Annotated in this window: 31 protein-coding genes and 2 rRNA genes; 23 read left to right on the forward strand and 10 right to left on the reverse strand. The window is 70.1% G+C overall.

Annotation, left to right across the window (positions count from 1 at the left end; genetic code table 11):
- From ABZX02_RS15025 to ABZX02_RS15040, 4 genes are all read left to right on the forward strand, one after another.
- Positions 1-201: ribosomal RNA gene (locus ABZX02_RS15025) — 23S ribosomal RNA — on the forward strand; the annotation flags it as partial.
- Positions 202-279: 78 nt separating this feature from the next.
- Positions 280-396 (forward strand): 5S ribosomal RNA (gene rrf / locus ABZX02_RS15030).
- A gap of 103 nt (positions 397-499) precedes the next feature.
- Complete coding sequence (locus ABZX02_RS15035; RefSeq protein WP_355298434.1) at positions 500-1327, forward strand: GNAT family N-acetyltransferase; 828 nt, start codon at positions 500-502, stop codon at positions 1325-1327.
- Positions 1315-2124 carry a GNAT family N-acetyltransferase gene (locus tag ABZX02_RS15040; protein ID WP_355298435.1) on the forward strand — a complete coding sequence of 270 codons (810 nt, stop codon included), beginning with the start codon at positions 1315-1317 and terminating at the stop codon, positions 2122-2124. Before ABZX02_RS15035 ends, ABZX02_RS15040 begins: the two co-directional genes overlap by 13 nt.
- Here ABZX02_RS15040 and ABZX02_RS15045 read toward each other — a convergent pair.
- Positions 2121-2570, reverse strand: coding sequence for an Lrp/AsnC family transcriptional regulator (locus tag ABZX02_RS15045; RefSeq protein WP_355298437.1), 450 nt, complete (start codon positions 2568-2570; stop codon positions 2121-2123). The two genes, ABZX02_RS15040 and ABZX02_RS15045, sit on opposite strands and share 4 nt — an antisense overlap.
- An 80-nt stretch (positions 2571-2650) precedes the next feature.
- Between ABZX02_RS15045 and ABZX02_RS15050 the strand changes: the two genes are divergently transcribed.
- The 6 genes from ABZX02_RS15050 to ABZX02_RS15075 all read left to right on the forward strand — a co-directional run bounded on the left by ABZX02_RS15050 (position 2651) and on the right by ABZX02_RS15075 (position 9290).
- The gene (locus ABZX02_RS15050) at positions 2651-3082 is read left to right on the forward strand and encodes a rhodanese-like domain-containing protein (protein WP_355298439.1); all 432 of its coding nucleotides are present in this window, start codon (positions 2651-2653) and stop codon (positions 3080-3082) included.
- 25 nt (positions 3083-3107) lie between these two features.
- Positions 3108-3863 carry a type 1 glutamine amidotransferase gene (locus tag ABZX02_RS15055; protein WP_355298440.1) on the forward strand — a complete coding sequence of 252 codons (756 nt, stop codon included), beginning with the start codon at positions 3108-3110 and terminating at the stop codon, positions 3861-3863.
- Between the two features lie 86 nt (positions 3864-3949).
- On the forward strand, positions 3950-5083 hold the full coding sequence (locus ABZX02_RS15060; protein ID WP_355298442.1) for an inorganic phosphate transporter: 1134 nt from the start codon (positions 3950-3952) through the stop codon (positions 5081-5083).
- Positions 5080-5265: a hypothetical protein gene (locus ABZX02_RS15065; protein WP_189160458.1), complete on the forward strand. Its 186-nt coding sequence runs from the start codon at positions 5080-5082 to the stop codon at positions 5263-5265. The genes ABZX02_RS15060 and ABZX02_RS15065 overlap by 4 nt, the downstream gene beginning before the upstream one ends.
- A gap of 192 nt (positions 5266-5457) precedes the next feature.
- Positions 5458-8361, forward strand: coding sequence for a bifunctional [glutamine synthetase] adenylyltransferase/[glutamine synthetase]-adenylyl-L-tyrosine phosphorylase (locus ABZX02_RS15070; RefSeq protein ID WP_355298443.1), 2904 nt, complete (start codon positions 5458-5460; stop codon positions 8359-8361).
- Positions 8358-9290, forward strand: coding sequence for an NADP-dependent oxidoreductase (locus ABZX02_RS15075; protein ID WP_355298444.1), 933 nt, complete (start codon positions 8358-8360; stop codon positions 9288-9290). The genes ABZX02_RS15070 and ABZX02_RS15075 overlap by 4 nt, the downstream gene beginning before the upstream one ends.
- A gap of 62 nt (positions 9291-9352) precedes the next feature.
- Here the strand turns inward: ABZX02_RS15075 and ABZX02_RS15080 are convergent, their stop codons facing one another.
- Complete coding sequence (locus tag ABZX02_RS15080) at positions 9353-9586, reverse strand: hypothetical protein (protein WP_355298445.1); 234 nt, start codon at positions 9584-9586, stop codon at positions 9353-9355.
- A gap of 98 nt (positions 9587-9684) precedes the next feature.
- Here ABZX02_RS15080 and ABZX02_RS15085 point away from each other — a divergent pair, with 98 nt between their 5' ends.
- From ABZX02_RS15085 to ABZX02_RS15105, 5 genes are all read left to right on the forward strand, one after another.
- Positions 9685-10260 (forward strand): hypothetical protein, encoded by a 576-nt coding sequence (locus tag ABZX02_RS15085; RefSeq protein ID WP_355298447.1) that lies wholly within the window; start codon positions 9685-9687, stop codon positions 10258-10260.
- Between the two features lie 31 nt (positions 10261-10291).
- A complete protein-coding gene (locus tag ABZX02_RS15090) occupies positions 10292-10453 on the forward strand; it encodes a hypothetical protein (RefSeq protein WP_355298449.1) in 162 nt (53 codons plus the stop codon).
- A 19-nt stretch (positions 10454-10472) separates the two neighbouring features.
- Entirely contained in the window at positions 10473-10970 is a 498-nt protein-coding gene (locus ABZX02_RS15095) for an NADAR family protein (protein WP_355298451.1), read from the forward strand.
- An 81-nt stretch (positions 10971-11051) separates the two neighbouring features.
- Positions 11052-11303, forward strand: a complete 252-nt coding sequence (locus ABZX02_RS15100; RefSeq protein WP_355298453.1) for a hypothetical protein — start codon at positions 11052-11054, stop codon at positions 11301-11303.
- 19 nt (positions 11304-11322) lie between these two features.
- Entirely contained in the window at positions 11323-11724 is a 402-nt protein-coding gene (locus tag ABZX02_RS15105) for a hypothetical protein (RefSeq protein ID WP_355298455.1), read from the forward strand.
- Between the two features lie 72 nt (positions 11725-11796).
- Here the strand turns inward: ABZX02_RS15105 and glnA are convergent, their stop codons facing one another.
- Positions 11797-13221, reverse strand: coding sequence for a type I glutamate--ammonia ligase (gene glnA / locus ABZX02_RS15110; RefSeq protein WP_285637677.1), 1425 nt, complete (start codon positions 13219-13221; stop codon positions 11797-11799).
- A gap of 169 nt (positions 13222-13390) precedes the next feature.
- Between glnA and ABZX02_RS15115 the strand changes: the two genes are divergently transcribed.
- Positions 13391-13864, forward strand: a complete 474-nt coding sequence (locus tag ABZX02_RS15115; RefSeq protein WP_355298457.1) for an RDD family protein — start codon at positions 13391-13393, stop codon at positions 13862-13864.
- Here ABZX02_RS15115 and ABZX02_RS15120 read toward each other — a convergent pair.
- A complete protein-coding gene (locus tag ABZX02_RS15120; protein ID WP_355298459.1) occupies positions 13851-14759 on the reverse strand; it encodes an AraC family transcriptional regulator in 909 nt (302 codons plus the stop codon). The two genes, ABZX02_RS15115 and ABZX02_RS15120, sit on opposite strands and share 14 nt — an antisense overlap.
- Before the next feature lie 89 nt (positions 14760-14848).
- Between ABZX02_RS15120 and ABZX02_RS15125 the strand changes: the two genes are divergently transcribed.
- On the forward strand, positions 14849-15133 hold the full coding sequence (locus tag ABZX02_RS15125; protein WP_355298461.1) for a DUF1330 domain-containing protein: 285 nt from the start codon (positions 14849-14851) through the stop codon (positions 15131-15133).
- A gap of 60 nt (positions 15134-15193) precedes the next feature.
- Here the strand turns inward: ABZX02_RS15125 and ABZX02_RS15130 are convergent, their stop codons facing one another.
- The gene (locus ABZX02_RS15130; RefSeq protein WP_355298463.1) at positions 15194-15922 is read right to left on the reverse strand and encodes a DUF4191 domain-containing protein; all 729 of its coding nucleotides are present in this window, start codon (positions 15920-15922) and stop codon (positions 15194-15196) included.
- A gap of 63 nt (positions 15923-15985) precedes the next feature.
- Between ABZX02_RS15130 and ABZX02_RS15135 the strand changes: the two genes are divergently transcribed.
- From ABZX02_RS15135 to ABZX02_RS15155, 5 genes are all read left to right on the forward strand, one after another.
- Positions 15986-18055: an ATP-dependent DNA helicase UvrD2 gene (locus ABZX02_RS15135; protein WP_355298465.1), complete on the forward strand. Its 2070-nt coding sequence runs from the start codon at positions 15986-15988 to the stop codon at positions 18053-18055.
- A gap of 152 nt (positions 18056-18207) precedes the next feature.
- A complete protein-coding gene (locus tag ABZX02_RS15140) occupies positions 18208-18468 on the forward strand; it encodes a hypothetical protein (RefSeq protein ID WP_355298466.1) in 261 nt (86 codons plus the stop codon).
- A 98-nt stretch (positions 18469-18566) separates the two neighbouring features.
- Positions 18567-18887, forward strand: coding sequence for a WhiB family transcriptional regulator (locus tag ABZX02_RS15145; RefSeq protein WP_089921809.1), 321 nt, complete (start codon positions 18567-18569; stop codon positions 18885-18887).
- Positions 18888-19173: 286 nt separating this feature from the next.
- Positions 19174-20046: a methyltransferase gene (locus tag ABZX02_RS15150; protein WP_355298468.1), complete on the forward strand. Its 873-nt coding sequence runs from the start codon at positions 19174-19176 to the stop codon at positions 20044-20046.
- 53 nt (positions 20047-20099) lie between these two features.
- Positions 20100-20243 (forward strand): hypothetical protein, encoded by a 144-nt coding sequence (locus tag ABZX02_RS15155; protein WP_355298470.1) that lies wholly within the window; start codon positions 20100-20102, stop codon positions 20241-20243.
- A 332-nt stretch (positions 20244-20575) separates the two neighbouring features.
- On the opposite strand, the gene ABZX02_RS15160 is transcribed toward ABZX02_RS15155, so the two are convergent.
- The 4 genes from ABZX02_RS15160 to ABZX02_RS15175 form a co-directional block, all read right to left on the reverse strand.
- Positions 20576-21118 carry a hypothetical protein gene (locus ABZX02_RS15160; RefSeq protein ID WP_355298472.1) on the reverse strand — a complete coding sequence of 181 codons (543 nt, stop codon included), beginning with the start codon at positions 21116-21118 and terminating at the stop codon, positions 20576-20578.
- Between the two features lie 85 nt (positions 21119-21203).
- Entirely contained in the window at positions 21204-22514 is a 1311-nt protein-coding gene (locus ABZX02_RS15165; protein WP_355298474.1) for an AarF/ABC1/UbiB kinase family protein, read from the reverse strand.
- On the reverse strand, positions 22511-23311 hold the full coding sequence (locus tag ABZX02_RS15170) for a hypothetical protein (protein WP_355298476.1): 801 nt from the start codon (positions 23309-23311) through the stop codon (positions 22511-22513). Before ABZX02_RS15170 ends, ABZX02_RS15165 begins: the two co-directional genes overlap by 4 nt.
- 46 nt (positions 23312-23357) lie before the next feature.
- On the reverse strand, positions 23358-23513 hold the full coding sequence (locus ABZX02_RS15175; protein WP_355298477.1) for a DUF5679 domain-containing protein: 156 nt from the start codon (positions 23511-23513) through the stop codon (positions 23358-23360).
- A gap of 195 nt (positions 23514-23708) precedes the next feature.
- On the opposite strand from ABZX02_RS15175, the gene ABZX02_RS15180 reads away from it, so the two are divergent.
- Positions 23709-24236 carry a M48 family metallopeptidase gene (locus tag ABZX02_RS15180; protein ID WP_355298478.1) on the forward strand — a complete coding sequence of 176 codons (528 nt, stop codon included), beginning with the start codon at positions 23709-23711 and terminating at the stop codon, positions 24234-24236.
- Positions 24237-24490: 254 nt separating this feature from the next.
- Here the strand turns inward: ABZX02_RS15180 and ABZX02_RS15185 are convergent, their stop codons facing one another.
- Complete coding sequence (locus ABZX02_RS15185) at positions 24491-25828, reverse strand: zinc-dependent metalloprotease (protein ID WP_355298480.1); 1338 nt, start codon at positions 25826-25828, stop codon at positions 24491-24493.
- Positions 25829-25858 lie beyond the last annotated feature (30 nt).

Genomic DNA, 25858 nt, shown 5'->3' on the forward strand with positions numbered 1-25858 from the left:
TCTGCCAAGAGCATTGCTGGTTGGCTACGTTCGGAAGGGATAACCGCTGAAGGCATCTAAGCGGGAAGCTCGTTCCAAGATGAGGTATCCCACTCTTCGTGAGTTAAGGCCCCCAGCTAGACCACTGGGTTGATAGGCCAGAGGTGGAAGACCGGTAACGGTTGGAGCTGACTGGTACTAATAGGCCGAGGACTTGTTACAAAGACGCTACGCATCCACTGTGCGGTTCTGGAAGAACCGAGCGGCATACCGATCGCCGCAGGTACAACTCCACAGAGTTTCGGTGATCATAGCGTTGGGGAAACACCCGGTCCCATTCCGAACCCGGTAGTTAAGCCCTTCTGCGCCGATGGTACTGCACTGGTTACGGTGTGGGAGAGTAGGTCGTCGCCGAACATTCTTTCCAGAAGACCCCTGAGGGTCGAGCACTTCGGTGCTCCCCTCAGGGGTCTTCTGCGTTTCCCGGATTCTCGCTTGCGCGCTCTGGTCTCATGGACCCATGGACGCGGTCGTGCACGTCACGCTGGAATCGTTCGACGCTGCCACCCACGATCGGCTGGCAGCCGATCCGGTGCGGAACACGATGGCTCTCACCTCACTGGACCGCGTCCGCCGCTCGCCGGCCACCGAGGAACCGCCGATCCTGATCACCTTCCACGACAACGGCAACGTGGTCGGCTCTCTGGTGCGCACGCCTCCTTGGTCGTTCCAGGCAGCGGACCTTCCGCTCGCCGCGGTGGAGCTCGCGGCCGACGTCGCCGCCAGGGTCGATCCGGACGCCCCCGGCGTCATCGGTCCGAAGGAGAAATCTGAGGCCTTCGCCACAGCACTGGGCAAGATCTGCACGGCGTCCCTGACCACCAGGCAGTACCGGCTGGGAACCCTCACCCCACCGAAGATCGCCGGCACCAGCCGGATGGCCACCGACGACGACGTGGAACTCCTCGGTGCCTGGCGCGAGGCGTTCCTCGCCGAGGCCGTGCCCGACGCTCCGGCGGCTCCGGCGACCGAAGCCATGCGCACCTCGGTGCGGCTGGGCAACGGCCACGCCCTCTGGGAGGTCGACGGCACGCCGGTCGCCTGGGCGGTGGCGAGCCTCCCGCAGGCCGGCATGACCAGGATCGGTCCCGTCTACACCCCGCCCGAGCACCGCCGGCACGGCTATGGCGCGGCGGTGAGCGCGACCGCCAGCCAGTGGGCGCTGGACCAGGGCGCCACCGAGGTCCTGCTCTTCGCGGACCTGACCAACCCGACGTCCAACTCGATCTACCAGCGCATCGGCTACGAACCACTCGACGACTGGGCGGAGTTCTGGTGGAAGCACTGAGCCACGACGACCTCGACGACTTCCTCGCCACCGCGGGGGACTTCCTCCACGCCGACCCCGTGAACCACAGCGTGCACCTGACCGGGCTCGACGCCGCCCAGGCGGGACGACGCCCGGCCGTCACGCTGCTGTCGTTGCACGACAAGGGAAACGTCGTCGGCGCGGTGACCAGGATGGAGGGTCGGCCGCTGCACGTCGCCGCGATGCCCGTGCACGCCGCACCCCTCGTGGCGGACGTCCTGCGCGGCGAGCCGATCGACGAGGTCACCGGCACCCGCGACCGGGTCGAGGCCTTCCGCGCGCAGTGGCGCGAGGGCGGCACCGAGACCTACCACCTGCGCATGTACCGGCTGGAGGACCTGGTGGTGCCGGACGTGCCGGGGGAGTCCCGCCTCGCCACCCCGGCCGACGACGACCTCGTCACCGAGTGGTGGATCAGGTTCGTGGCCGAACTCGACCGGCTCCCGCGGCACGAGGCCGAGCAGCGGGCGACGGACAGCAGGTGGATGTCCGCGGGACACGTCCTGTGGCTCGTCGACGGTGTCCCCGTGTCGTGGGCCGCGAGCACCACACCGCTGATCGGCATGTCGAGGGTCGGCCCCGTCTACACGCCGCCCGAGCACCGCCGGCACGGCTACGGCGCTGCGGCCACCGCGGCGGTCAGCAAGTGGGCGTACGGCGAGGGCGCCGAGCACGTCGTGCTCGCGGCGGACGTGGCCAACCCCACGGCGAACTCCGTCTACCAGGGCATCGGGTTCCGCGCGTTCTCCGACTGGTCCGAGTACCGCTGGACCTAGCCGAACAGCTCCGCCGACAGCGGCCGGTTGCGGACGTGCGAGGAGAACACGAGCGACGTCGTCGTGTCCCCGTACCGCTGCATCACCTCGACGAGCTCCTCCAGCTCGACCATGGACCGGCACACCACCCGCAGCAGCCAGCAGTCGTCACCGGTGACGTGGTCGGCGTCGAGGACCTGCGGCAGCACCAGCACCTGCGACCGGAACCGCGGCGTGTCGAGCGACCGCACCCGCACGCGCACGATCGACTCGATCGGCAGCCCGAGCCGGGACGGCGACACGACCGCGGTGAAGCCCGTGATCACGCCCAGCGACTCCAGGCGCCGCACCCGTTCGGTCACCGCCGGCGCGGACAGCGAGACCTCCCGGCCGAGCGCGGTGAACGACATCCGCCCGTCCTGCTGCAGCAGCGACAGGATCTTCCAGTCCACAGCGTCGAGTTCCACCTGGAAATCATAAGGAGAACCGCTCGAACGCCTGGACTTCAGCATGTCCCCGGCCGAACGCTCCCGCGAGGATCAAAGGCATGACGAACGCACTCCGCTTCCCCGCCGCCGACCCTCACACCGCCGCAGCGCACTTCGCCGCCGAGCTCGCGTTCGAGGCGGACCCCGACGACGTGCACCGCGACCTGCTCGACGGGAACACCCGCGGCTACGTCCTGGTGGAGACGCGCGCCCCGGAGGCGTTCGCCCAGGCCCGCATCCCCGGCGCGATCAACCTGCCCTACCGCGACCTGCCCGACCGGCTCGACCTCGACCCGGACCTCGTCTACATCTGCTACTGCGAGAGCTTCCAGTGCAACGCCGCCACCAAGGGCGCCCTCGCGCTCGCCCAGCGCGGCTTCCGGGTGAAGCGGCTCTCCGGCGGCATCACTGCCTGGCGGGAGGCGGGCTACCCGGTCGAGTCGGATCACCTGATCGGGGCACCTGTTGCGAAGGTCGCGTGTTCTTGCTGACCTGGTCCCACCTAGGCTCGGTGACGTGAACGCACCGCGCCTTCTCGTCCTGCAGCCCTCGCAGTCCGACCCGCTGGCCAAGCTCGGGGACTGGCTCGAGGCCGAGGGCGTCGAACTCGACCTCGTGCCGCTCAAGGAGATGCCGGCGCCGGAGAACCTCGACGGCTACCAGGGCGTCGTCTGCCTCGGCGGTGAGATGGGCGCGCTCGACGACCTCGACCACCCGTGGCTCGCGGACGCCCGCCGCCTGCTGTCCAGCGCAGTGTCGAAGCGGCTGCCCACCCTGGCGATCTGCCTCGGCGCGCAGCTCCTCGCGGCCGCCACCGGTGGTCAGGTCCGAAAGGGACCGCAGGGTCCCGAGGTCGGCGTGCTGCTGGTCGCGAAGCGCGACGCTGCCGCGAACGACCCGCTGTTCGCCGACCTGCCGTTCACGCCGGACGTGCTGCAGTTCCACAACGACGAGGTGCACCTGCTGCCGCCCGGTGCCGAGCACCTCGCGGCGTCTCCGAAATATCCGAATCAGGCGTTCCGTGTCGGGGAGAGCGCTTACGGCCTCCAGTTCCACATCGAGACGACGCCCGAAATCGTCTTGCACTGGGCGGCCAAGGATCCCGATTCGGCGTCGTGTGCGCGAGCTCACCACTTCGACCAGGAGTTCCTCGAGCAGGCGCACCGCGACTTCGAGGAGGTGTGGCAGCCGTTCGTCGGCAGATTCGCCAAACTCGTTCGGGGAGAACTGTTGCCGGCGTTGGGTTCGGGCACACAACTTCCGTTGGTGTGACGTTACTTTCGTAGGTTTTAAGACATCCTCCGTTGGCGGTACCGTAATCTCCTGGACAGCTTGTTCGATCCAGCCGGAGGATCACTGTGGATCCCGCTCTTGTAGTGATCATCGTCGTCATCACTGCTCTCATCTTCGACTTCACGAACGGGTTCCACGACACGGCCAACGCCATGGCCACCTCCATCGCCACGGGTGCCCTGAAGCCCCGCACGGCGGTCGCGTTGTCGGCGGTGCTCAACCTCGTAGGTGCGTTCCTGTCGGTCGAGGTCGCCAAGACCATCTCCGGCGGCATCGTCGACGACGCCCAGATCACCCCCGCCGTCATCTTCGGCGGCCTGGTCGGCGCGATCATGTGGAACCTCGTCACGTGGTACGTGGGACTGCCCTCCAGCTCGTCGCACGCGCTCTTCGGCGGTCTGATCGGCGCGGCCTGGGTCGCGTCCGGTGTGGACGCCATCCACTTCGCCAAGGTCGTCGACAAGGTCCTGGTGCCCGCGATCGTGGCGCCGCTCGTCGCCGGCCTGGTCGCGGCCATCGCCACGATCGTCGTCTACCGGCTCAAGAAGGCCGCGGACCCGCGCGTCGCGCACACCGGCTTCAAGGTCGGCCAGGTCGCGTCCGCCTCCCTCGTCTCCCTCGCGCACGGCACGAACGACGCGCAGAAGACGATGGGCATCATCACGCTCGCGCTGATCACGTCCGGCTCGCTCGCCCCCGGCTCCGGCCCGCCCACCTGGGTGATCGTCAGCGCGGGTCTCGCGATCGCGCTCGGCACGTACCTCGGCGGCTGGCGCATCACGCACACCCTCGGCCGCGGCCTGACCACCATCGAGCCCGCGCAGGGCTTCGCGGCGCAGACCTCGACGGCCACGGCCATCCTCGCGTCCTCGCACCTGGGCTTCGCACTGTCCACGACGCACGTCGCGTCCGGCGGCATCATGGGCTCCGGCCTCGGGCGTGACCGCCGCGGCGTCAAGTGGGGCACCATGGGCAAGATGGCCGCGGGCTGGCTGCTCACGCTCCCGGCCGCCGGCATCGTCGGCGCGCTCGCGGGCAAGTGGGCCTCGACCGGCACCGTCGGCATCATCGGCGTCGCCGTCATCGGCATCGTCGTCTCGCTCGTCATCTGGATCATGGCGCGGCGTGAGCCGGTCAAGCCCGAGCACATCGTCGACGAGGTCGCGGCCCAGGCCGAGCTGCACAAGGTGGCGGCATGAAGGTCGACTGGGAGGCGCTGCTCCAGGTCTTCGGCGCCACGCTGCTGGTCACGGTTCTGGTCGTGACGCTGTTCGTCGTCGGCATCCGCGCACTGTCGGGTGACAAGAAGGTCCCGGCGTACGCGAGTTTCGCCGGATGCGTCGCCGTCGTGCTCTACGGACTCTCACTGATCGTCTTCTAGCCGTGTGAGGGCGAGTGCCGCGACCGGCAGCCTTCACCGCGTACTCCGGCGCCCAGCAGGGCACCTCGTGGCACCGGCCCCACACCCACAGCCAACCAGGCTGAGGGCGTGGGGCCGGTGCCACGATGCACCCGTCCGAACATCGGACTGCGGGGCGAAGGCTGCCGGTCGCGGCACTAGGGTTGGCGTCTGATGAGCGAACCCTTCCGTCACGCGTCTCCCGCGAGATTCGGTCTCACCGAGCCGCGCAGCGAGGAAGTGCTGCGCGGTCTCGGCCTGTGGGCCGACCGCCGGCCCACCGAGGGCTCCGAGGCGGTGCTGTCCGCGCTGTCCCGCTGCCCCGACCCCGACCTCGCGCTGCGGGGCCTCGAACGCCTGCACGCCGTCGTCGACTGGGACGCCCTGTCGGCCGCGCTGCACAAGGACGTCGTGGTGCGCGGGCGGCTGCTCGCCGTGCTGGGCTCCTCCACTGCGCTGTCGGACTTCCTCGTCGTGAACCCCGACCGGTGGCGTTCGCTCACCGACGAGGTCGACGTGTCGCTGGAGCTGGCCGACGGCGAGGTGCTGCGCACGGAGTACCGGGCGAAGCTGCTGCTCGTCGCCGCGAACGACCTCGCGCACGTCGTGGAGCCCGAACTGCCGTTCGTCCCGTACGACACGGTGGCCGCGCAGCTGTCCGATCTGGCCGTGTCCGCGCTGCGGGCGTCGTTGCAGCTCGCCACCGAACGCGTGAACGGCGCGGCGGACCGGTGCCGGCTCGCGGTGATCGCGATGGGCAAGTGCGGCGCGAACGAGCTCAACTACGTGAGCGACGTCGACGTCGTGTTCGTCGCCGAGGGAGACCTGGGCGTGGCGACGCGGCTCGCCAGCACGATGATGCAGATCGCCGGCCAGTCGTGCTTCGAGGTCGACGCGGCGCTGCGGCCCGAGGGCAAGGCGGGCGCGCTCGTCCGCACGGTCGAGGGCCACGCGTCGTACTACAAGAAGTGGGCGCGGACCTGGGAGTTCCAGGCGTTGCTGAAGGCGCGGCCGGTCGCCGGCGACGCCGAGCTCGGTCAGGCGTACCTCGACGTGGTGCGGCCGTACGTGTGGACGGCGGCCGAGCGCGAGAACTTCGTCGAGGACGTGCAGGCGATGCGGCGCCGGGTCGAGGACCACGTGCCGACCGGGCTCGCCGAGCGCGAGCTGAAGCTGGGTCGCGGCGGACTGCGCGACGTCGAGTTCGCGGTGCAGCTGCTGCAGCTCGTGCACGGGCGCTCGGACGAGGACCTGCGCATCCAGGCGACGACGGCCGCACTGGCCGCGCTCGGCCTGGGCGGGTACGTCGGGCGGGACGACGCCGCGGAGTTCGGGCGCTCGTACCGGTTCCTGCGGACGCTGGAGCACCGGCTGCAGCTGCAGCGTTTACTGCGCACGCACCTCTTCCCGGCCGACGACGACGTGACGGCGCTGCGGTGGCTCGCGCGGTCGGTGGGTCTCGCGGCGGACGGGCGCAGGTCCGAGGGGCAGGTGTTGCTCGCGGAGTTCCGCAAGCACGCCAACCAGGTCCGGCGGCTGCACGAGAAGTTGTTCTACCGGCCGCTGCTGCAGTCCGTGGCGGGCGTGCCGACCGAGGCGTTGCGGCTCACCACCAAGGAGGCCGTGGCCCGGCTGGCCGCGTTGGGCTACACGTCGCCGGACGGGGCGCTGCGGCACATCCAGGCGCTGACGCAGGGCATGTCACGGCGGGCGCGCATCCAGGGCGCGCTGCTGCCCGTCCTGCTCGACCTGTTCGCCGGCACGCCCGACGCCGACGGCGGGCTGCTCGCGTACCGGAAGGTGTCCGAGGCGCTCGCGGAAACCCCCTGGTACCTCAGGCTCCTGCGGGACGAGGGCGCGGTCGTGGAACGGCTCGCGGTGCTGCTCGGCACCTCGCGCCTGGTGCCGGACCTGCTGGTGCGCGCGCCGGAGGTGCTGCGGCTGCTCGCGGACACCGAGGCGCTGGTCGGCGGCGACCCGCACGCGATCGGGAAACCGTTGCGCAGCGCCGTGTCCCGCTACGGCGACGCGGCGCGGGCGATCGCGGCCGCGAGATCGTTGCGGCGCCACGAGTTGCTGCGCATCGCCGCCGCGGACCTGCTCGGGTTCATGCCGCTCGAGACGGTCTGCGTGTCGTTGTCCGAGGTGTGGAGCTCGGTGCTGCAGAGCGCTCTCGACGCGGCGGTGCGCGCGTCCGGGGAACCCACTGCGGCGCTGTCCGTGATCGGCATGGGCCGACTCGGCGGCCACGAGCTCGGCTACGGCTCGGACGCCGACGTGATGTTCGTGTGCCGGCCGCTGGAGGGCGTGTCCGACGCCGACGCGGTGAGGTGGGCGAGCGGGGTCGTCGAGAAGATCCGGCGGCTGCTCGGCGCGCCGTCGCAGGACCCGCCGCTGCAGGTCGACGCCGATCTGCGCCCGGAGGGCCGGCAGGGCCCGCTGGTGCGGACGCTGGAGTCCTACCGGGCCTATTACCGGCAGTGGGCCGAGATCTGGGAGAAGCAGGCGCTGCTGCGGGCCCGGTTCATCGCGGGGGACGCGGAGCTGGGTGCCGAGTTCGAGGAGTTGATCGCCCCGCTGCGCTACCCGGAGGGCGGGCTGGACGCCGCGTCCGTGCGGGAGATCCGGCGGATCAAGGCGCGGGTCGACGCGGAACGGCTGCCGCGCGGCGCCGATCCCAGCACGCACACCAAGCTGGGCCGGGGCGGGCTCGCCGACGTCGAGTGGACCGTGCAGCTGTTGCAGCTGCAGCACTCCGGTGCCGTGCCGGGCCTGCGCACACCGTCCACAATGGCCGCGATGGAGGCCGCGGTGTCCGCCGGTCTGCTGGCGCAGGAGGACGCCGCCGCGCTCACCGCGGCCTGGAACCTCGCGACGCAGGCCCGCAACGCCGTGACGCTGGTGCGGGGCAAGGCGTCCGACCAGCTGCCGACGTCGGGACGCGACCTCGTGGCGGTCGCGTCGGTGATGGGCCACGAACCCGGTGGCGACCCCGGTGAGTTCCTGGAGGAGTACCGCAGGACCACTCGTCGTGCGCGTGCGGTCGCCGAGCGTGTCTTCTACGGTGAGAAACCGTGAAAGCGATCGCGTACAGCCAGTTCGGCGATGCCGAGGTCATGTCGGTGCAGGACCTGCCCGACCCGCTGGTCGGGCCCGACCACGTCCTGGTGGAGGTGCGCGCCGCCGGGGTGAACCCGGTGGACTGCAAGATCAGAGCCGGGTACCTGCAGACCCTGCTGCCGCACCACTTCCCGTTGATCCCGGGCTGGGACGTCGCCGGGGTCGTGCGGCAGGTCGGCGTCGGCGTGCACGACTGGCAGCCGGGCGACGAGGTGCTGGCGTACGCGCGCAAGGACCACGTGCAGTTCGGCACGTGCGCCGAGCTGGTCTCCGTGCCGGACCGGATGATCGCGCGCAAACCGTCCTCCGTGGACTTCGTGACCGCGGCCGGGCTGCCGCTCGCCGGTCTGACGGCGCTGCAGTCGCTGAAGGCCGCCGGCGCCGGGTCCGGGGACGTCGTCCTGGTGCACGCGGCGGCCGGTGGCGTCGGGCACCTGCAGGTGCAGATCGCACGGGAGCTGGGCGCGGCACGGGTGATCGGCACGGCGTCGCCGCGCAACCACGACTTCGTGCGGTCGCTCGGGGCCGAGCCCGTCGCCTACGGTGACGCGCTGGTCGACGCGGTGGCGGAGCTCGTCGGCGGCGACGGCCTGGTCGACGTGGTGATCGACAACGCCGGTGGGCTCGCGTTCGACCAGTCGTTGCAGCTCGTGCGCGACCGCGCGCGGATGACGTCCATTGTGGACGGGGCGAGGGCGCGGGAGAACGGGGTGGTCAACACCTGGGCGCGGCCGAACGCCGAGCAGACGCAGTGGCTGGTGGACCTGGTCGAGGCGGGCCGGCTGCGCGTCGAGGTGCAGCAGACATTTCCCTTGGCAGAGGCCGTGAAGGCGCACAAGCTGCTCGAAGGTGGCCACGTGCGAGGAAAAGTCGTACTGACTGCCTGAAATCTTCAGGTATTTCTTCAGGTTCGGGGCACGCCACGTGGCGTGCCCCTTCCTGGAACTTCTCAGTCCTCGTCGGAATCGGGGTCCACCGCCGGAGCGCTGGTGTAGACCTCGACCACCCACTCCTCCTCCAACGCCTCCGCGTCGTCGGCGTCGGGCACGAGCCGGTTGTAGACGCGGACACCGAGGTCGAGCACGTCAGCGGCCTGAACCGCTTCGAGCGCGTCGCCCGCGGAATCGAAGATGTGGGTGGTGAGCAACTGCGGAGCCGTGAATTCGGCGACATCTTGAGACACGCGCGGACACTAGCGCATTGACGTTTCACCCAATCGAGATGAGACTAGGCGCGCTCAGCGGGGGAGCTGTAGTCGTCGGGGGTCGAGCAGAGGAAGTCATGCAGCATCGCAGGGTCACGCGCCGAGGAAAGACCGTGATCGCCATCGCGGGCGTGGCTGCCGGTGTGCTCGCGCTACTCGGCGTGATCGAATATGCACTGAGCGGCAACAACTCCGCCGCGCAGCCCAACGTCACGGCGACGACGACTACGACGAACGGCGTCGAAACCCCTGACGGCGCACTGGAAACCACGGAACCGTCCGCGGACGTGAAGGTCACGACGGGTTCGTTCAAGCAGCAGCGCGGCATGCTGACGATAGAGGTCAACCGCGTGGAAGCCGCGAACGGCCGCGTGAAGCTCTTCGTGACGGCCACGAACGCCTCCCAGGCCAGGATGACCCTCCCCGTGGTCGGCATCGCCGTCCTCGACGATCTGAAGCGGACCTACGCGGCGTCCAGCAGCAAGTGGGACGGCCTCGTCACCCAGGGCAGCACCACCTCGGGCACCGTCGTCCTCGACGAGAAGATCGGGACGGGTGTGAACTCGCTCACGCTGACGTTCTCCTCGATCTCCGGCCAGTTCGCGCCCACCGGCGCCGCGATCACGGTCACCGGAATCCCGCTGCCGAAGTGATTTTTCGGCAGGACCGGGTACGCCTGAGGGCATGACCCAGCGTGGAAGCGATCAACACGGCTTCATGAAGGACGACCACCTGAAGAAGGAGGTCGAGAACGAGCTGCGTGCCAACGGCCCGACCCGCTCCGAGGCGTGGCGCGAACCGGAAATGCCGGAGCTGGACGAAAAGCCCGAGGAATCCCGCGAGTAGTCGCCTACTCTCTGGCCTCGTGAAGTACCTCTTCTTCTGGGGCCACCAGCCCGAACGAGACGGCGGCGTCGGCAAGGGCTGCCTCTCGCAGTGGTGGCCGTGCACGTTCGTCGTGGACGGCCAGGAGTTCGCCTCCGCCGAGCACTACATGATGTGGCGCAAGGCGTTGCTCTTCGACGACACCGCCGTCGCCGCGCGCGTTCTGGCCGCCCGCACCCCGGGCGAGGCCAAGGCACTGGGCCGTCAGGTGACCGGCTTTTCCGACGATGTCTGGGTTTCCTCGCGGCTGGAGATCGTCGTCGAGGGCAACCTCGCGAAGTTCGGCCAGGACCCGGCGCTGCGGTCCTACTTGCTGGGCACGGGTTCCCGCGTCCTCGTCGAGGCGAGCCCGCAGGACCGCGTGTGGGGCATCGGCCTCGTCGCGTCCGATCCACGCGCCGCCGACCCGGCCCAGTGGCTGGGCCTCAACCTGCTCGGCGAGGCCCTGATGGAAGTGCGCACCCGGCTGTCCGCCTGAGTCCTCTGTGGATCTTCGTGAACCCCGCGGCCGCCCCGTACGTGTGTCCTTGCGTCAAGGACATCCGGCAGGGGAGCACTGATGTTCAGCTATTCCGGACCGGCACGGCTCATCTACGCGGACGGCAACGCGTTCGAGATGGAACGGGTCGACCTGATCGAGACCGTGAACGACGGCGGCGAGTGGCAGCTGTCCGGAGCGGGCACGGCCGCCGAGGAACTGGTCGGCGGCGAGGCGCGCATCAAGCTGCCGACCGGCGGCGAGGCCGACGTGCTCGTGTCGAACGTGCGGGTGAGCGGGTCGTCGTCCACGGTCACCCTGCTCGCCACCTAGCGCGGGCTACCGTCACCGGATGACGGATGTCCGGACGTTCCGCGGTGCCTGCCACGAAGCCGCACGTCGCACGGGCGGCCGGGTGCTCGAGTTCCGCCTCGCCGACAGCGTGACGCCCAACTTCCACCAGGCGCTCATCGCCTGCGGCGGCCGCACCGTCGCCGTGGTGTGCACGCGCGACTCCGCGGTGCTCGCCGTCGCGGAACCTCGTGATGCCGCGGAGTCGGGGCCGCTCACGTTCGTCGAGGCGCCGGAACTGGTGGCCGTGCTGTCGGAGTTGTTACCCGGAGTGAGAGCGCTCACCAGGTCCGAGCTGACCGGTCCGTTCGACGCTGCGGCCTGGCCGCACCTCTCGCCGGCCGACATCACCTACTGGCGGCCGGGCACCCCGGGCGAAGCGCTCTTCAACTACTGGGACTAAAGCGAAGGGCCGGGCGACTGAGACAGTCGCCCGGCCCTCGGCCTTGGTCAGATCAAGCGGTGGAGCCGCCGATCACACGTCGTAGTACAGCGCGAACTCGTAGGGGTTCGGGCGCAGACGCAGCGGGTCGATCTCCTGCTCACGCTTGTACGAGATCCAGGTGTCGATCACGTCCGGCGTGAACACGCCGCCCTCGAGCAGGAACTCGTGGTCCGCCTCGAGGTTGTCGAGCACGGCGTCCAGCGTCGCGGGGACCTGCTTGACGTCGCGGGCCTCCTCGGGCGGGAGCTCGTAGAGGTCCTTGTCGATCGGGGCCGGCGGCTCGATCTTGTTCTTCACGCCGTCGAGGCCCGCCATGACCATCGCCGAGAAGGCGAGGTACGGGTTGCCCGACGAGTCGGGGCAGCGGAACTCGATGCGCTTGGCCTTCGGGTTGTTGCCCGTGATCGGGATGCGGACGCACGCCGAGCGGTTGCGCTGGGAGTAGACCAGCGAGACCGGGGCCTCGTAGCCCGGGACCAGGCGGTGGTAGGAGTTCACCGTCGGGTTGGTGAAGGCCAGCAGCGACGGCGCGTGGTGCAGGATGCCGCCGATGTAGTGGCGGGCGGTGTCGGACAGACCCGCGTAGCCGCTCTCGTCGTGGAACAGCGGCGCGCCGTCTTTCCACAGCGACTGGTGCGTGTGCATGCCCGAGCCGTTGTCGCCGAACAGCGGCTTCGGCATGAAGGTGACGGACTTGCCGGCCTGCCACGCGGTGTTCTTGATGATGTACTTGAACAGCATCAGGTCGTCCGCGGCGTGCAGCAGCGTGTTGAACTTGTAGTTGATCTCGGCCTGGCCGCCGGTGCCGACCTCGTGGTGGGCGCGCTCGACCGTGAAGCCCTGGGCCTCCATGTTGAGGACCATCTGGTCGCGCAGGTCGGCGTAGTGGTCGTTCGGGGTGACGGGGAAGTAGCCGCCCTTGTACTTGACCTTGTAGCCGAGGTTGCCGCCCTCTTCCTCACGGCCGGTGTTCCACCAGCCGGAGACCGCGTCGATCTTGTGGAACGCGGAGTTGGCGGTCGTGTCGAACTGGACCGAGTCGAAGATGTAGAACTCGGCCTCGGCGCCGAAGTACGCGGTGTCCGCGATGCCCGAGTCGGTGATGTACTGCTCGGCCTTGCGCGCGATGTTGCGCGGGTCGCGGCTGTACGCCTCACGCGTGAACGGGTCGTGCACGAAGAAGTTGACGATCAGCGTCTTCTCGATCCGGAACGGGTCGAGACGCGCGGTGTACAGGTCGGGCAGCAGGAGCATGTCCGACTCGTGGATGGACTGGAAGCCGCGCACGGAGGAGCCGTCGAAGGCGAGACCCTCTTCGATGGCGTCGGCGTCGAACGCCTTCGCCGGCAGCGTGAAGTGCTGCATGACGCCGGGCAGGTCGCTGAACCGCACGTCGACGAACTTGACGCCCTCGTCGGTGATGAACTTCAGCACCTCGTCGGAATTCTTGAACACCCTCGTCGACTCCTTGACTATGGACAACGGCTTGTCATCAGGAGCGACCGTATGTCGGCGGTGTTGCCCGTCCGTCACTCCGATGTTTCGCCAGTGTTAACGGGGTCGTCCGAAGGGGCAAGACGACCTGCGGGTGCTCACCCGTTGAGCACGGCTTTACTCTGGTGGGGTGAGCAGGTGGACCGGTTCGTGGCTGTCAGGGCCCAATTCGGTGCTGTCGCCGGGTGAAGACTCGAACGACGGCACTCAACAGCGCTGGCGTGGCGAGCGCCACGGCTTCCCCAAGGACGGGCCGGGGTCCATCGCGTCGATCGGGCGGCGCACGTTCGCCATCCTGGTCGACTTCTTCCTGGCCGCCGGCGTCGCGGGCCTGTTCACCATGCCCGACCTGCCGCGGAACTGGAGCCTGCTGGCCTGGTTCGTGATCACCGTGGTCGCCGTCGCGTTCTTCGGGTTCACCCCGGGCCACGCGCTGCTGGGCCTGCGGGTGGCGCGGATCGACGGCAAGACGTTCGTGCACCTGCCGCGCGCCCTGCTGCGCACCGTCCTCATCTTCCCGCTGATCCCGGCGCTGGTCTGGGACTCGGACGGCCGCTGCCTGCACGACAAGGCGGCGGGCACCGTCGTCATCAAGGTGCGCTAGCGGCCCTGCGGAACCTGCCGGGCGCCACGCCGAACTCGCGCTTGAACGCCGCGGCGAAGGCGAACTCGGACGTGTAGCCGACCTGATGGGCCACCGCGGCGAGGGTCTCGTCGCCGTCGCGCAGCAGTCGTGCGCCGGTGCTCAGCCGCCACCAGGTGAGGTACTCCATCGGCGGCTGCCCCACGAGCGCGGTGAACCGGCGGGCGAAGGCCGTCTTCGACATGCCCGCGCGGCCGGCGAGCTCGGTCACGCTCCACCTGTGCGCCGGTTCGCGGTGCACGAGGCGCAGAACCTCCGCGACGACGGGGTCCGTGAACGCGGCGCACCAGCCGGTGCCGGGCCTGCGTTCGGACTCCTCCTCCAGCCACGCCCGCAGCAGGTAGACGAGCAGCAGGTCGAGCAACGCGGGCAGGGCGGCCCCGGCGCCGGGTTTCGACTCCGCGACGTCCGCGCCGAGCAGGTCGACGGCGGCGCGCAACGCGGGGTGCCTGCCCGGCCGGGCGCGCAGGTGCAGCACGTCGGGCAGGGTGCGCAGGAACGGGTGGGCCTGGCCGCGGTCCAGCCGGTAGGCGCCGCACACGAGATGTGTGTGCGCGTCTGGGTCGTCCGGCGCCTCGTCCTCGTCGCTCGCGGGCGGCAGGTCCGCCGCGGTGCGGTCCGGGCGGTCGCTCAGCCCGTGCAGCGCGCCGTGCGGGAGGAAGACCACGTCACCGGCGTCGAGGCGGACCGGTGCACCGCTCGGCGGGAGCAGCCAGCACGACCCGCGCACCACGACGTGGAAGCCGGCGCCGGGGTACGGGCCGAAGCGGTGGCCCCACGACCCGGCGAAGCGCGAGCGGGTGAACTTGGCCCGGCCCACGCGCATGGTGGCGATGACATCGGTGAAGACGTCCACCGTTTCACCCTAGCTGCGGTCTTCTCGCGTATTTCTCAGGTGGTTTCGGGCATGGGAAAGACCGGTCGGCCGTTCGTACGGTTGGTCGCATGACCGCATACGTAGTGATCGACTCGGACATCGCCGACGACGAGGGGTTCCAGCAGTACGTGGACCAGGTCTTCCCGCTCATGGCGGAGGTCGGCGCCCGCAACGTCCTCGACGAGGCGGTGCCGCTCGTGCTGGAGGGCGACTGGTCGTGGCGCCGGCTCGTGATCCACGAGTTCGAGAGCCGGAAGGCGGTGCAGGAGTTCTGGGACTCGCCCGCGTACCAGCCGCTCAAGGAGCTCCGGCGCAGGTACTCGACCGTGCGGGTCGTCGTGGGCGGGGCCTGACGCGAAACGGCGCCCGTCCCCGCTGGTGAAGGGGACGGGCGCCGTTTCGCGGAGCTGGTGTCAGCGGCGGCGCATCGCGCGCTGGACGTTGCGCATCTTGGCGCCCGCGGGCATCGGGCCCTTGGGCAGCGCGGCGCCGCGGCTGGCGAGCGCGGACAGGCGGGTCTCCAGGGTGTCGACCTGGGCGGCCGTGATGTTGCGCGGCAGCTTCATCAGGGTCGACTGCAGCTTCTTCAGCGGGACCTGGCCCTCGCCGCTGCCGATGATGAAGTCGTAGATCGGGGTCTCGCCGACGACGCGGGCGATGCGCTTCTTCTCCTGCGCGAGGAGCGGCTTGACCCGCTGCGGAGCGCCCTCGGCGACCAGGACGACGCCCGGCCGGCCCAGCACGCGGTGCACGGCGTCGAGCTGCGTGGTGCCCGCGACGGCGGGGGTCACGCGCCAGCGGCCGCGCAGGTTCTCGAGCGCCCAGGCACCCGCGCCCGGCTGGCCGTCGGCCTTGCGGAAGACGTTGCTCTGCACCCGGCGGCCGAAGATGATCACGGCCAGCAGCGCGCCGATGGCGACGCCGAGCGGCACGAACATCCAGACCGCGTTGAACACGATGCCCAGGACCACGGCGATCGCGGTGACGCCCAGCAGGGCGCCCAGCATCATCGGCACGAGAGCCTTGTCCTCGCGGCGTTGCATCTTGAACGCCTCGAAGATCTGCTTGCGCCGTTCGCGCGATGCCGCGCGGCGAACCTTCGCCGCTTCCTTCGCCGCCGCTTTGTCCTGCTTACCAGCCATGGTTCCCAGGATACGGCGCGCTGGTCTCGGTGTTGCATCGGCCGTCTGCGAGACTGCCTGGCTATGGACGCGTTGCTGGAGGGTCTCGATCCGGAACAGCGTGCAGCGGTCGAGGCTCCGCGCGGCCCCGTGTGCGTGCTCGCGGGCGCCGGCACCGGCAAGACGCGCACCATCACGCACCGCATCGCCTACCTGTGCCAACGTGGCCACGTCGCTCCGTCGCAGGTCCTCGCGGTCACGTTCACCAAACGCGCTGCCGGCGAGATGCGCACACGTTTGCGCTCTCTGGACGTGCACGGCGCACAGGCCGTGACGTTCCACGCCGCCGCCTCGCGCCAGCTGCGCTACTTCTGGCCGCGTGTCATCGGCGGTCCGCGCTGGGACCTCGTCGACCAGAAGATCCGCGTCGTCGCCCGCGCCGCGTCCCGGCTGGGCATGCCGACCGAGCCCGACGCGCTGCGCGACCTCACCAGCGAGATCGAGTGGGCCAAGGCGTCGCTGCTGGCGCCGGAGGACTACCCGGCCGCCGCCGCGCGCGCAGCCAGGGACATCCCGGCGCCCGCCGAGCAGATCCTGAAGCTCTACACGACCTACGAGCAGCTCAAGAACGAGGCGCAGCTGCTCGACTTCGACGACCTGCTGCTCTACACGGCGGGCGCGCTGGAGGACAACGCCGAGGTCGCGCAGGAGTTCCGCGACCGCTACCGCTGCTTCGTCGTGGACGAGTACCAGGACGTGACGCCGCTGCAGCAGCGCGTGCTCGACTCGTGGCTGGGCGCGCGGGACGACCTGACGGTGGTCGGCGACGCGAACCAGACCATCTACTCGTTCGCGGGCGCCTCGCCGCAGCCGCTGCTGAACTTCGGCCGGCGGTTCCCCGAGGCGGTCGTCGTGCGGCTCGAGCGCGACTACCGGTCGACGCCGCAGGTCGTGGAGCTGGCCAACGACGTGATCAAGTGGGCGCGCGGCCGTCCCGCCGGCTCACGGCTGCAGCTCATCGGACAGCGCCCGGACGGGCCGAAGCCGCGGTTCCACGAGTTCGACGACGAGCCGAGCGAGGCCGACGCCGTCGCGGGCCGCGTCAAGACGTTGCTCGACGAGGGCGTCGCGGCGTCCGAGATCGCGATCCTCTACCGCGTCAACGCCCAGTCCGAGGTGTACGAGCAGGCGCTCGCCTCGCTCGGCATCCCGTACCTGGTGCGCGGCGGCGAGCGCTTCTTCGAGCGCGCCGAGGTGCGGCAGGCGATGATCACGCTGCGCTCGGCGGGCGACGTGCGGGGGAGCCTGCCGGAGGTCGTCCGCTCGGTGCTCGGCCGCGTCGGGCTGACCGACGAACCGCCGACCGGTGGCAGCGCGCGCGAGCGCTGGGAGTCGTTGCTCGCGCTCGTGGAGCTCGCGGAGGAGTTCGCCGTCTCGTCTCCCGAGGCCGACCTGCCGCGGTTCTGCGTCGAACTCGACCTGCGCGCCGAGGCGCAGCACCCGCCGACCGTCGAGGGCGTGACGCTCGCGTCGCTGCACGCGTCGAAGGGGCTCGAGTGGGACGCCGTGTTCCTCGTCGGGCTCGTCGAGGGCACGATGCCGATCCAGTACGCCGACGGCGACGAGGCGAAGGTCGAAGAAGAACGCCGCCTTCTGTACGTGGGTGTGACGCGTGCGCGTGAGCACATCTGGTTGTCGTGGGCGCTGGCCCGTGCCGCCGGTGGACGCAAGTACCGGCGCCGTTCGCGGTTCCTCTACAGCCTCGTGCCCGAGAACCACCCCGCCGCGCGTGTATCCGCCGGTGCGCAGCGACCTCCTCTCATGAAGAAGGAGAAGCCGACCTGCCGGGTGTGCGCGTCGACGCTGGTCGAGGCGCAGGCCGTCAAGCTCGGCCGATGCAGGTCCTGTCCGTCCGATGTGGACGAGGAGCTGCTGGAGTCGCTGCGCCAGTGGCGGGCAGGACGTGCCCGGGAGCTCAAGGTGCCCGCGTACGTCGTGTTCACCGACGCGACGCTGATGGCGATCGCGGAGCAGCGACCCACGGATTCGGCCGGACTCGTCGCGATCTCGGGCATCGGCGCCGCGAAGCTTGATAAGTTCGGCGACGACGTGTTGGGCCTGGTCCGAGCCGGTGTCGGGTACTCCGCCACCTGATCGGGACAAGTTTCGTTAAATAGGTTGCGAGCCCCAGGTACGGGGTCATAACCTGCTCATGCCGGGTCCGGAGGACCCGTCTGGGGAAGAAGAACTACTACTACTCGCTCTCGCTCTCAGCAGCAGAGCTCTCTATGGAGGAGGTGGCCGTTGTGAAGCTCACCATGACTTCGCGCGCGCTCGGCCTCCCCGTGTCCGAGGGCTTCTGCGCGTCTGCCAACGCCCAGGCCTTGTGGCAGGAATCTGCCCTGAAGCCGATGGCACTGCAGGCCCGCGAGCGGGCCACCGGACTGCGCGGCACCGATCTGCGCAGCGAGCAGCCGATCGTCGCGCTGCCGGTGATCGATGGCGTCCACAACTACACGAATGCGCTGTCCGCGCATCAAGTGAGAAGGCTCCTGCCGACCCCATAAGGGGGTCGAAGGACCACCAGGCTCACGAAGGCCGCGGACTCGCACAGAGTCCGCGGCCTTCGTGTTTTTGCAGTACCCCACACAAGGAGAAAACCCTGATGTTGACGGCAACTGTCCCGCTCACGGGCGAGGCACTTCCGGACCTCGCGGAGGGACTCGACATCCCCTGCCGCACCCACAACCCCGACCTCTGGTTCGCCGACGCTCCTGCCGACCTGGAGAAGGCGAAGTCCTTCTGCGGCACCTGCCCGGTGCTCGCGGAGTGCCTCGCCGGCGCGATCGCTCGTCACGAGCCGTGGGGCGTCTGGGGTGGAGAGATCTTCGAGCGCGGTGTCGTCATCGCGCGGAAGCGGCCGCGTGGCCGTCCGCGCAAGGACGCGGCAGTTGTTCCGGCCAGCAGGACGGAGTCGGCGGCGTGAACACCGTGCAGCTCAACCACAGCGCAATGCCCGCCTACCTGAACGAGGGCCTGACTCCCATGTCTCTGAACGAAGAACTCGTGCGAATACGAATACAAGAAGCCCAGAGGTTCGCTGAAGAGCAACGCCTGGCGAACCGCCTCGCGTCAGCGCAACGTTGGCGCAGGTTGTCGCGATGGGCGGGACGCAGAGCGGCTCGCTTCGACCTCTGACAGTGACGAGCTGAGGCCGTCATCCACGAGAAGGTGGATGGCGGCCTCGGCCGTTCCTCCGTACCGTTCCCTTTGTGCCGCACCACACTCACGACGGAATCGACTGGTCAGCCCGCCTCCACGCGATGAGGCGCTACGGCTCGCTGCAGCAGGAGGCGCTGACCTCCGTCGCACGCAGACTGGTCGAGCCGCTCCCCGACTCACCGGTCGTGATGGACGTCGGCTGCGGCGCCGGCGCGATGAGCGTGCCGCTCGTCGCGGCGCTGCGCGAGCACGGCGGCGGCGTCCTCGTCCTGGTCGACGCCACCCCCGAACTGCTGGACGCGGCCTGCGCCGCCGCCCGCCTGGAGGCGGACGGCGTGGTGCAGGTCAAACCGGTCCTGGCAGACCTCGCCGCCGAGGACCCGCTGTCGTTCGCCGGCCCGGTCGAGCTCATCTGGGGCTCCCGAGTCGTCCACCACCTCCCCGATCAACTGCGCGGCGTCCGCCGCCTGGTCTCGGCACTCGCTCCCGGCGGCTGGCTGGCCCTGGCGGAAGGCGGCCTCGAGACCCGCTTCCTCCCGTGGGACCTCGGCGTGGGCGAACCCGGCCTCGCCGATCGCATGGCGGCCGCCCGCGCCGAGTGGTTCGTCTCGATGCGGGAGAACATGACCGGCTCGGTCCGGCTGCCGGTCGGCTGGAACGTCGCCCTGGCCGACGCCGGCCTGGGCGAGATCAGCGCGTTCAGCTTCGTCGTCGACCACCCGGCACCGGCCAAGCAGCTGGTCCGCGACTGGGCGGTGGACCGCCTGACCTGGCTCACCGAGGTCACCGGCTCCCGGCTGCACCCGGCGGACCGCGACGCGCTGCGCCGGCTCCTCAACCCGTCCGACTCGGAGTACGTCGGTGCCCGGGAGGACGTGTTCCTGCTGGAGACGGACACCGTGCACGTCGGGCGGCGCCGGTGAGCGGTGGACCGGTGGCTGGTGAGGCGGTGGCTGCCTGCCACAGATGTGGGCGCGTGCGGTCCTCCGTTTCCGACCTGGAGTTCTTGGCCTGGTCTTCGGAGCGGGCCGGGGGCGGGCTCCGGTGGTTGTGTCAGGTGTGCTCGAAGACCCACGTGCGGGACATCGAGGGGAAGCTGCCGGACGAGTACTGGCGGTGAGCTCGCCTCGAGGGCGGTGCGAGGTGGCGTGACGAGGCTGGTGCGTCAGGACACGCCGACCAGCGGCTTCGGCTCGCCCGACGTCGCCTCTGGGTGAGATGGCGTGAGCGATGTGGGACCGCAGAGGGTGAGCGGTGCCCAACGCGAGCGCGCCGATGAGTGGGTGCGGATCTGTCGTGCTGAACCGACGAGGCACAGGGTGAGTGCCGTTCATCGAGGACGGTGCGAGGGGTGAGGGCACCGCCCGGGTTCAGGCGCCCGGCTGGGATGGCGCGGCTCACGTAGCCGCTCGGGTTCGCGGTGCCCTCAGACGTGACGTCGCGCCGTGGCGGTCAGACCGGGTGCAGGTGCAGTAGGGCCTGTCTGACCAGGGCTGTTCCGCGGCGACAGCCCGCGCGCAACTCGGCGGACAGCTCGGCCGGCGTGCACAGGCCCGCCTCCAGCACGGCGTCGACGATCTCGGCCACGGCGCGGGGGTTCAGTTCGCGGCGGGCCAGGTCCAGGGTCGCGCGGGCTGGGCCCGCCAGCCGCAGACCGTGGCGTTCGACCACGTCGGGTGGGCGGGTGGTGCGTTCCAGAAGAATCCACGGATGGGCTCTTCGCGTGTTCTCTCCTGCCAGCACGTGAATGTGCCGGGAAAGAGGGACCGCGGCGCCCATTCGCACCAGAGCGTCGGCTCCGGTTATCGCCGAACCAGGCCCGGCGAAGGAAAGCACCGCGCGCAGGCGGTCGAGGCGCGTGGGTGGGGACGGCGTGGTCAGGACTACACCCGGCAGCAGGCGTTGCCAGGTGCCCGCCGGGGTGCAGCGGTGGTGGATCTGCCTCGGTGAGAGGCCGGATTTGCGCAGCTCAGCGGTGGTGGCGATGGTGGTCATGGATACATCGTGGGGGATCGGGGAGCCCGCGATGTGGGGTGTGGGCCAGGTTGTGGACAACTCGGCCCGGGTTCACTCGGACGAGTTAGTCGTCGAATCCCGGCTGCCAGCGCGCGACGATTTCCCGCGCCGTCACGTGGGCGTCGAGTTGGCACAGAATGCCGGTGGCGCCCAATGTCACGCGGTGGATCAGCAGGTATTGCGGCGGCAGGTTCAGGGAACGGCCCGTTTGCGAGTCCGGGCTGCGCAGGTCGCCCACCCGTTCCGCCTGCGACTGCAGCCAGCGGCGGGTGAAGTGGAACGACTCGGTGCGCAGCGGCTCGACGAACGGGGCCAGGTAGCCGAGGACGTCCTCGCCGTGCAGCTCCATGCCCTCGCGGATGAAGTTCTCGGTGCGGAGCAGCTCGACCAGGTCCGCGGAACGGCCGTCCAGTGCCAGGCGGGTCATCAGGCCCAGTGTCTTCGGCAGGCCGTCGGGCAGGCGGGCCACGGCGCCGAAGTCGATCACGCGCAGGCGGCCGTCGTCGCCCAGCATGAAGTTGCCGGGGTGCGGGTCCGCGTGCAGCAGGCCCGAGCGGGACGGGGCTGAGAAGTGGAACTCGGCGAGCAGCTGTCCGGCCTGGTCGCGGTCCTCGGCGGAGCCGTCCCGGATGATCTTCGACAGGCCCACGCCGGAGGTCCACTCGGTCACCATGACCTTCGGGGCCGAGGCGATGACGCGGGGGACCACGACGTGCGGGTCGTTCTCGAAGGCCTTCGCGAACGCGCGCTGGTTCGCGGCCTCGTCGCGGTAGTCGAGCTCCTCCAGGTACCGGTCGCGCAGCTCCTCCAGCAGCGGCCGCACCTCGGCGCCCGGCATGATCGCCTGCAGCAGGCGCGAGAACCGCAGCAGCTGCTTCAGGTCGGCGCGCAGGGCCTCGTCGGCGCCGGGGTACTGGACCTTCACCGCCACGTCGCGGCCGTCGTGCCACACCGCGCGGTGCACCTGGCCGATGGACGCCGACGCGGCCGGCTCGTCGTCGAACGACTGGAAGCGCTTCGTCCAGGACGCCCCCAGCTGCTCGGCGAGCACCCGGTGCGTGGTGCGGGCGGGCATCGGCGGGGCCGCGGTCTGCAGCTTCGTCAGGGCCTCGCGGTACGGGGCCGCCAGCTCGTCCGGCACGGCCGCCTCGAACACGCTGAGCGCCTGGCCGAACTTCATGGCGCCGCCCTTGAGCTGGCCGAGCACCGCGAAGACCTGCTCCGCCGTCTTGGCCGTCACCTCGGCGTTGACCTCGTCGGCCGCGCGTCCGGTCAGTCGCTTCCCCCAGCCGCCGACAACCCGGCCGGCCACCCCGAGCGGGAGGCTCGCCAGCTTGGCGGTGCGCTGCACGGCCTTGCGCGGAATCTCGGTCACTCGGCCATGTTATGTGCGGAGCACTGACAGTCAGGGTGCGGATACCAGCTTCGCCTCTCAGCAACGCCGGTCACCAGGTCGAGCTCGAGAGTGGCGTTCAGCACGGGCGGAGGTGCGAGGTCGCGGCCGCGGACGTGCCCGAGCGACTCCAGGATCTGCGCCACGGCCAGCGCCGCCGTGCCCGACGCGAACAGTACGTCCGTCGAGGCGGGGCGGCCGACGAGTTGGGCCGCGATGGCCGGCCACGCCGGGTCCTGGTCGGTGCGGTGCAGGTCCGCGCAGTTCAAGCACGACGAACGACCAGGTAGGACAAGCGGCCCCACGATGCCCACGCCCTCACGGACGCGCACGGCCAGATGCGGCGTGCGGAACGCCATCAGCGTGCTCACGAGGTTCGGATCGGGGACGAGCGTCGCCGCCAGCACGGTCAGGTCCGCGTTGTGGGCGAGCTGGACGCTCGATTCCGCTAGAAGCGAAGTAATTGAAAGTGCAAGGTGCCCGGACCCGTGGACCGCGGCCGTCCCACCCCTCGCCGCGGGGCCGTCGTCGAGCAGACCTGCCTCGTCGAGCGAAGCGAGAACTTCACCCAGCTGGGTGGGGTCCCCGCCGCGGTTCTTCAGCCTTTCACCCAGTTCGGCGACGGTGTGCCGGCCGTCCAGGGTGATCAGTTCGTCGACCAGCGCGTCGGGCAGCGAGTCGATCACGACGGCGTGCTTCGGGTCGATGCCGACCTGGACGACGCCGGGGGCTCTGCGCACCACGGCCAGTCCTGCACGCACACGGGGTCTGGTGTCCACGACGGTAGAGACTGGCAGGGGGCGAGGCCCCCTGCCAGCGCGAACGTCAGACCTTGGCCTTGCCGAGGATCCGCGTCATCTTCGTACCGCAGACAGGGCAGGTGCCCTTCGCCATGCGCCGGCCATTGGTCTCTTCGACCGTGCCGTCGAAGTCGCGCTTCTCCCGGCACTTGACGCAGTAGCCGTTGTAGGACTCGGCCACAGCCCCTCCCTTGCAGTTGTGAGTGCGGACACACTCGGGGACCTTGGCGCGACGGTACCTCCGCGAGGGCGGGAAACCGCGCATGTCGTTTTCGCGCGTGTCCAGCCGCCGTTCGGTGGAACTTCACCCGCCGGGTGCGCGCCTGCCGCCGGTTGGGGGCGGAAAATTGTCGGTGGCGACGTTTACGGTGACTGCATGGCCGAACCGCGGGTGGAGGTGCGGCGGAGCCCCCGGCGCCGCCGCATGGTCAGCGCGTACCGGGAGGGCGACACCGTCGTCGTCCTCCTACCGGCACGGATGACCAAGGGGGAAGAGAAGCACTGGGTGGCGGAGATGTTGAGCCGCCTCCAGCGCAGCGAGACGCGCAGGAAGTCCCCTGCGCGTTCGTCGGACGAGGCGTTGATGGCCCGGTGCGCCGAGCTGTCGGCGCGCTACCTGGACTCGCTGGCCGAGCCGGTGAGCGTGCGCTGGGTGCCGCCCATGCGCACGCGGTGGGCGTCCTGCACGCCGACGGAGGGCACGATCCGCGTGTCCGAACGGCTGCGCGACGTACCGCCGTGGGTGCTCGACTACGTGCTGGTGCACGAGCTCGCGCACCTGCTCGTGCCAGGGCACGGCAAGGACTTCTGGGAGTGGGTCCACCGCTACCCGAAGACCGAGCGGGCCATGGGTTATCTGGAGGGTCTCTCGGCCGCCGCAGGCTGGGGGATCACGGAGGACTGAGCAACGGCTCGGCGGGGTGCTCGCCGGGCTTCGAGATGGATGGCGCTCGGCGGGGGTGTGCTCGCCGGGTTTCGGGACGGACGGTGCTCGGCGAGGCGTGCTCGCCGGGTTCGGAACGGATGGTGCCTGGCGGGCGTGTGCTTGCCGGGTTCAGGACGCGGATCGTGCTCGGTGGGGGTGTGCTCGCCGGGTTTCGGAAACGAAGCGCGCCCGGCGAGGAGGTTCCTCGCCGGGCGCGTCGTTCGAGCGGCTGGTCAGGCCCCTTCGGGCTTGCCGCCGTCCTCGGGCTTACCGCTTTCGGGCTCGTCGCCGGCCTTGCCCTCGCTCTCGCGCATGGTGCGCTCCAGCTCGGCGATCGGGTCCTCCAGCGCCTTGCGGGTGCTCGTCAGGCGCTCGGCGAACTCCAGCGGGTCGTCCAGGTCCTCGGCGGTCGGGACGAGTTCGGCGTGCTCCCACACGCCGTCGCGCACCTCGACGCCGTGCTGGTCGCCGATCAGCTTCCACAGGGCCGAGGCCGCGCGGAGCTTGCGCGGGCGCAGCTCGAGGCCCACGAGCGTCGCGAACGTCTGCTCGGCCGGCCCGCCGGACGCGCGGCGGCGGCGCAGGGTCTCGCGCAGGGCCGCGGAGCCGGGCAGACGCTCGGACACGGCGGCGTCGACCACGACGTCCACCCAGCCCTCGACGAGCGCGAGCAGCGTCTCCAGGCGCTCCAGCGCCGCCTTCTGCTCCGGGGTGGTCTGCGGCTCGAGCAGGCCCGAGCCCATGGCCTCCTCGATCGAGGCGGGGTTCGACGGGTCGATCTGGCCCGCGAGCTGCTCCAGGGCCGAGGTGTCGACCTTGATGCCCTTGGCGAACGCCTCGACGGTGTCGAGCAGGCGCGGGCGCAGCCACGGCACGTGCGTGAAGAGGCGCTGGTGGGCGGCCTCGCGGGCGGCGAGGAAGACCATGACCTCGGACGCCGGGCGCTCCAGGCCCTCGGTGAACTTCTCGATGTTCGCGGGCAGCAGTGCCGCGGTGCCCTCGGGACCGAGCGGCAGGCCGACGTCGGTCGAGGTCAGCACCTCCGAGCCGAGCTGCGCCAGCGCGTTGCCCAGCTGCGAGCCGAACGCCATGCCGCCCATCTGGCCGAGCATCGCGAGCAGCGGGCCCGCTGCCTGCTTCGCCTCGGCGGGCATCGCCTCGACCCACGCGCCGGACATGCGCTGGGCGACCGGGTCGCACAGGCGCTGCCACGTGGGGATGGTGCGCTCGATCCAGTCGCGCGCGGTCCACGCCTGGGTCGTGCGGCTGCCGGCCGGCAATGACGTGACCGGGTCGAGCCACATCTCGGCCAGGTGCACGGCGTCGGTGACCGCGCTCGACTGGTCGGAGGCGAACCCGATCGTGGTCGCCTTCGAGGACAGCTGCTGGAACGCGATCTGCTTGGCGAGGTCGTAGTTCACCGGCCCGCTCGAAGACCCCGCGTTGCTCAACATCGAGCCGAGCTGGCTCAGCATGTTGCCCAACTGGCTGAAGTCGAACGGGTTGTCTCCCGGCTTCCCGCTCTTGTCGTCGGGGTCGTGCGGGCTGAACCCGAACGGCACGTCACTCATGCCTCTACCGTACGCGGATAGACATGGTCG

This window comes from Lentzea sp. NPDC003310, assembly GCF_040610935.1.
Taxonomy (GTDB): Bacteria; Actinomycetota; Actinomycetes; order Mycobacteriales; family Pseudonocardiaceae; genus Lentzea.

Excerpts from the sequence above, each read along its gene's own strand:
- ABZX02_RS15035 (WP_355298434.1), top strand. The coding sequence starts at position 500 with ATGGACGCGGTCGTGCACGTCACGCTGGAATCGTTCGACGCTGCCACC.
- ABZX02_RS15050 (WP_355298439.1), top strand. The coding sequence starts at position 2,651 with ATGACGAACGCACTCCGCTTCCCCGCCGCCGACCCTCACACCGCCGCA.
- ABZX02_RS15065 (WP_189160458.1), top strand. The coding sequence starts at position 5,080 with ATGAAGGTCGACTGGGAGGCGCTGCTCCAGGTCTTCGGCGCCACGCTG.
- ABZX02_RS15070 (WP_355298443.1), top strand. The coding sequence starts at position 5,458 with ATGAGCGAACCCTTCCGTCACGCGTCTCCCGCGAGATTCGGTCTCACC.
- ABZX02_RS15085 (WP_355298447.1), top strand. The coding sequence starts at position 9,685 with ATGCAGCATCGCAGGGTCACGCGCCGAGGAAAGACCGTGATCGCCATC.
- ABZX02_RS15090 (WP_355298449.1), top strand. The coding sequence starts at position 10,292 with ATGACCCAGCGTGGAAGCGATCAACACGGCTTCATGAAGGACGACCAC.
- ABZX02_RS15100 (WP_355298453.1), top strand. The coding sequence starts at position 11,052 with ATGTTCAGCTATTCCGGACCGGCACGGCTCATCTACGCGGACGGCAAC.
- ABZX02_RS15105 (WP_355298455.1), top strand. The coding sequence starts at position 11,323 with ATGACGGATGTCCGGACGTTCCGCGGTGCCTGCCACGAAGCCGCACGT.
- ABZX02_RS15125 (WP_355298461.1), top strand. The coding sequence starts at position 14,849 with ATGACCGCATACGTAGTGATCGACTCGGACATCGCCGACGACGAGGGG.
- ABZX02_RS15130 (WP_355298463.1), bottom strand. The coding sequence starts at position 15,922 with ATGGCTGGTAAGCAGGACAAAGCGGCGGCGAAGGAAGCGGCGAAGGTT.
- ABZX02_RS15135 (WP_355298465.1), top strand. The coding sequence starts at position 15,986 with ATGGACGCGTTGCTGGAGGGTCTCGATCCGGAACAGCGTGCAGCGGTC.
- ABZX02_RS15145 (WP_089921809.1), top strand. The coding sequence starts at position 18,567 with ATGTTGACGGCAACTGTCCCGCTCACGGGCGAGGCACTTCCGGACCTC.
- ABZX02_RS15160 (WP_355298472.1), bottom strand. The coding sequence starts at position 21,118 with ATGACCACCATCGCCACCACCGCTGAGCTGCGCAAATCCGGCCTCTCA.
- ABZX02_RS15180 (WP_355298478.1), top strand. The coding sequence starts at position 23,709 with ATGGCCGAACCGCGGGTGGAGGTGCGGCGGAGCCCCCGGCGCCGCCGC.
- ABZX02_RS15185 (WP_355298480.1), bottom strand. The coding sequence starts at position 25,828 with ATGAGTGACGTGCCGTTCGGGTTCAGCCCGCACGACCCCGACGACAAG.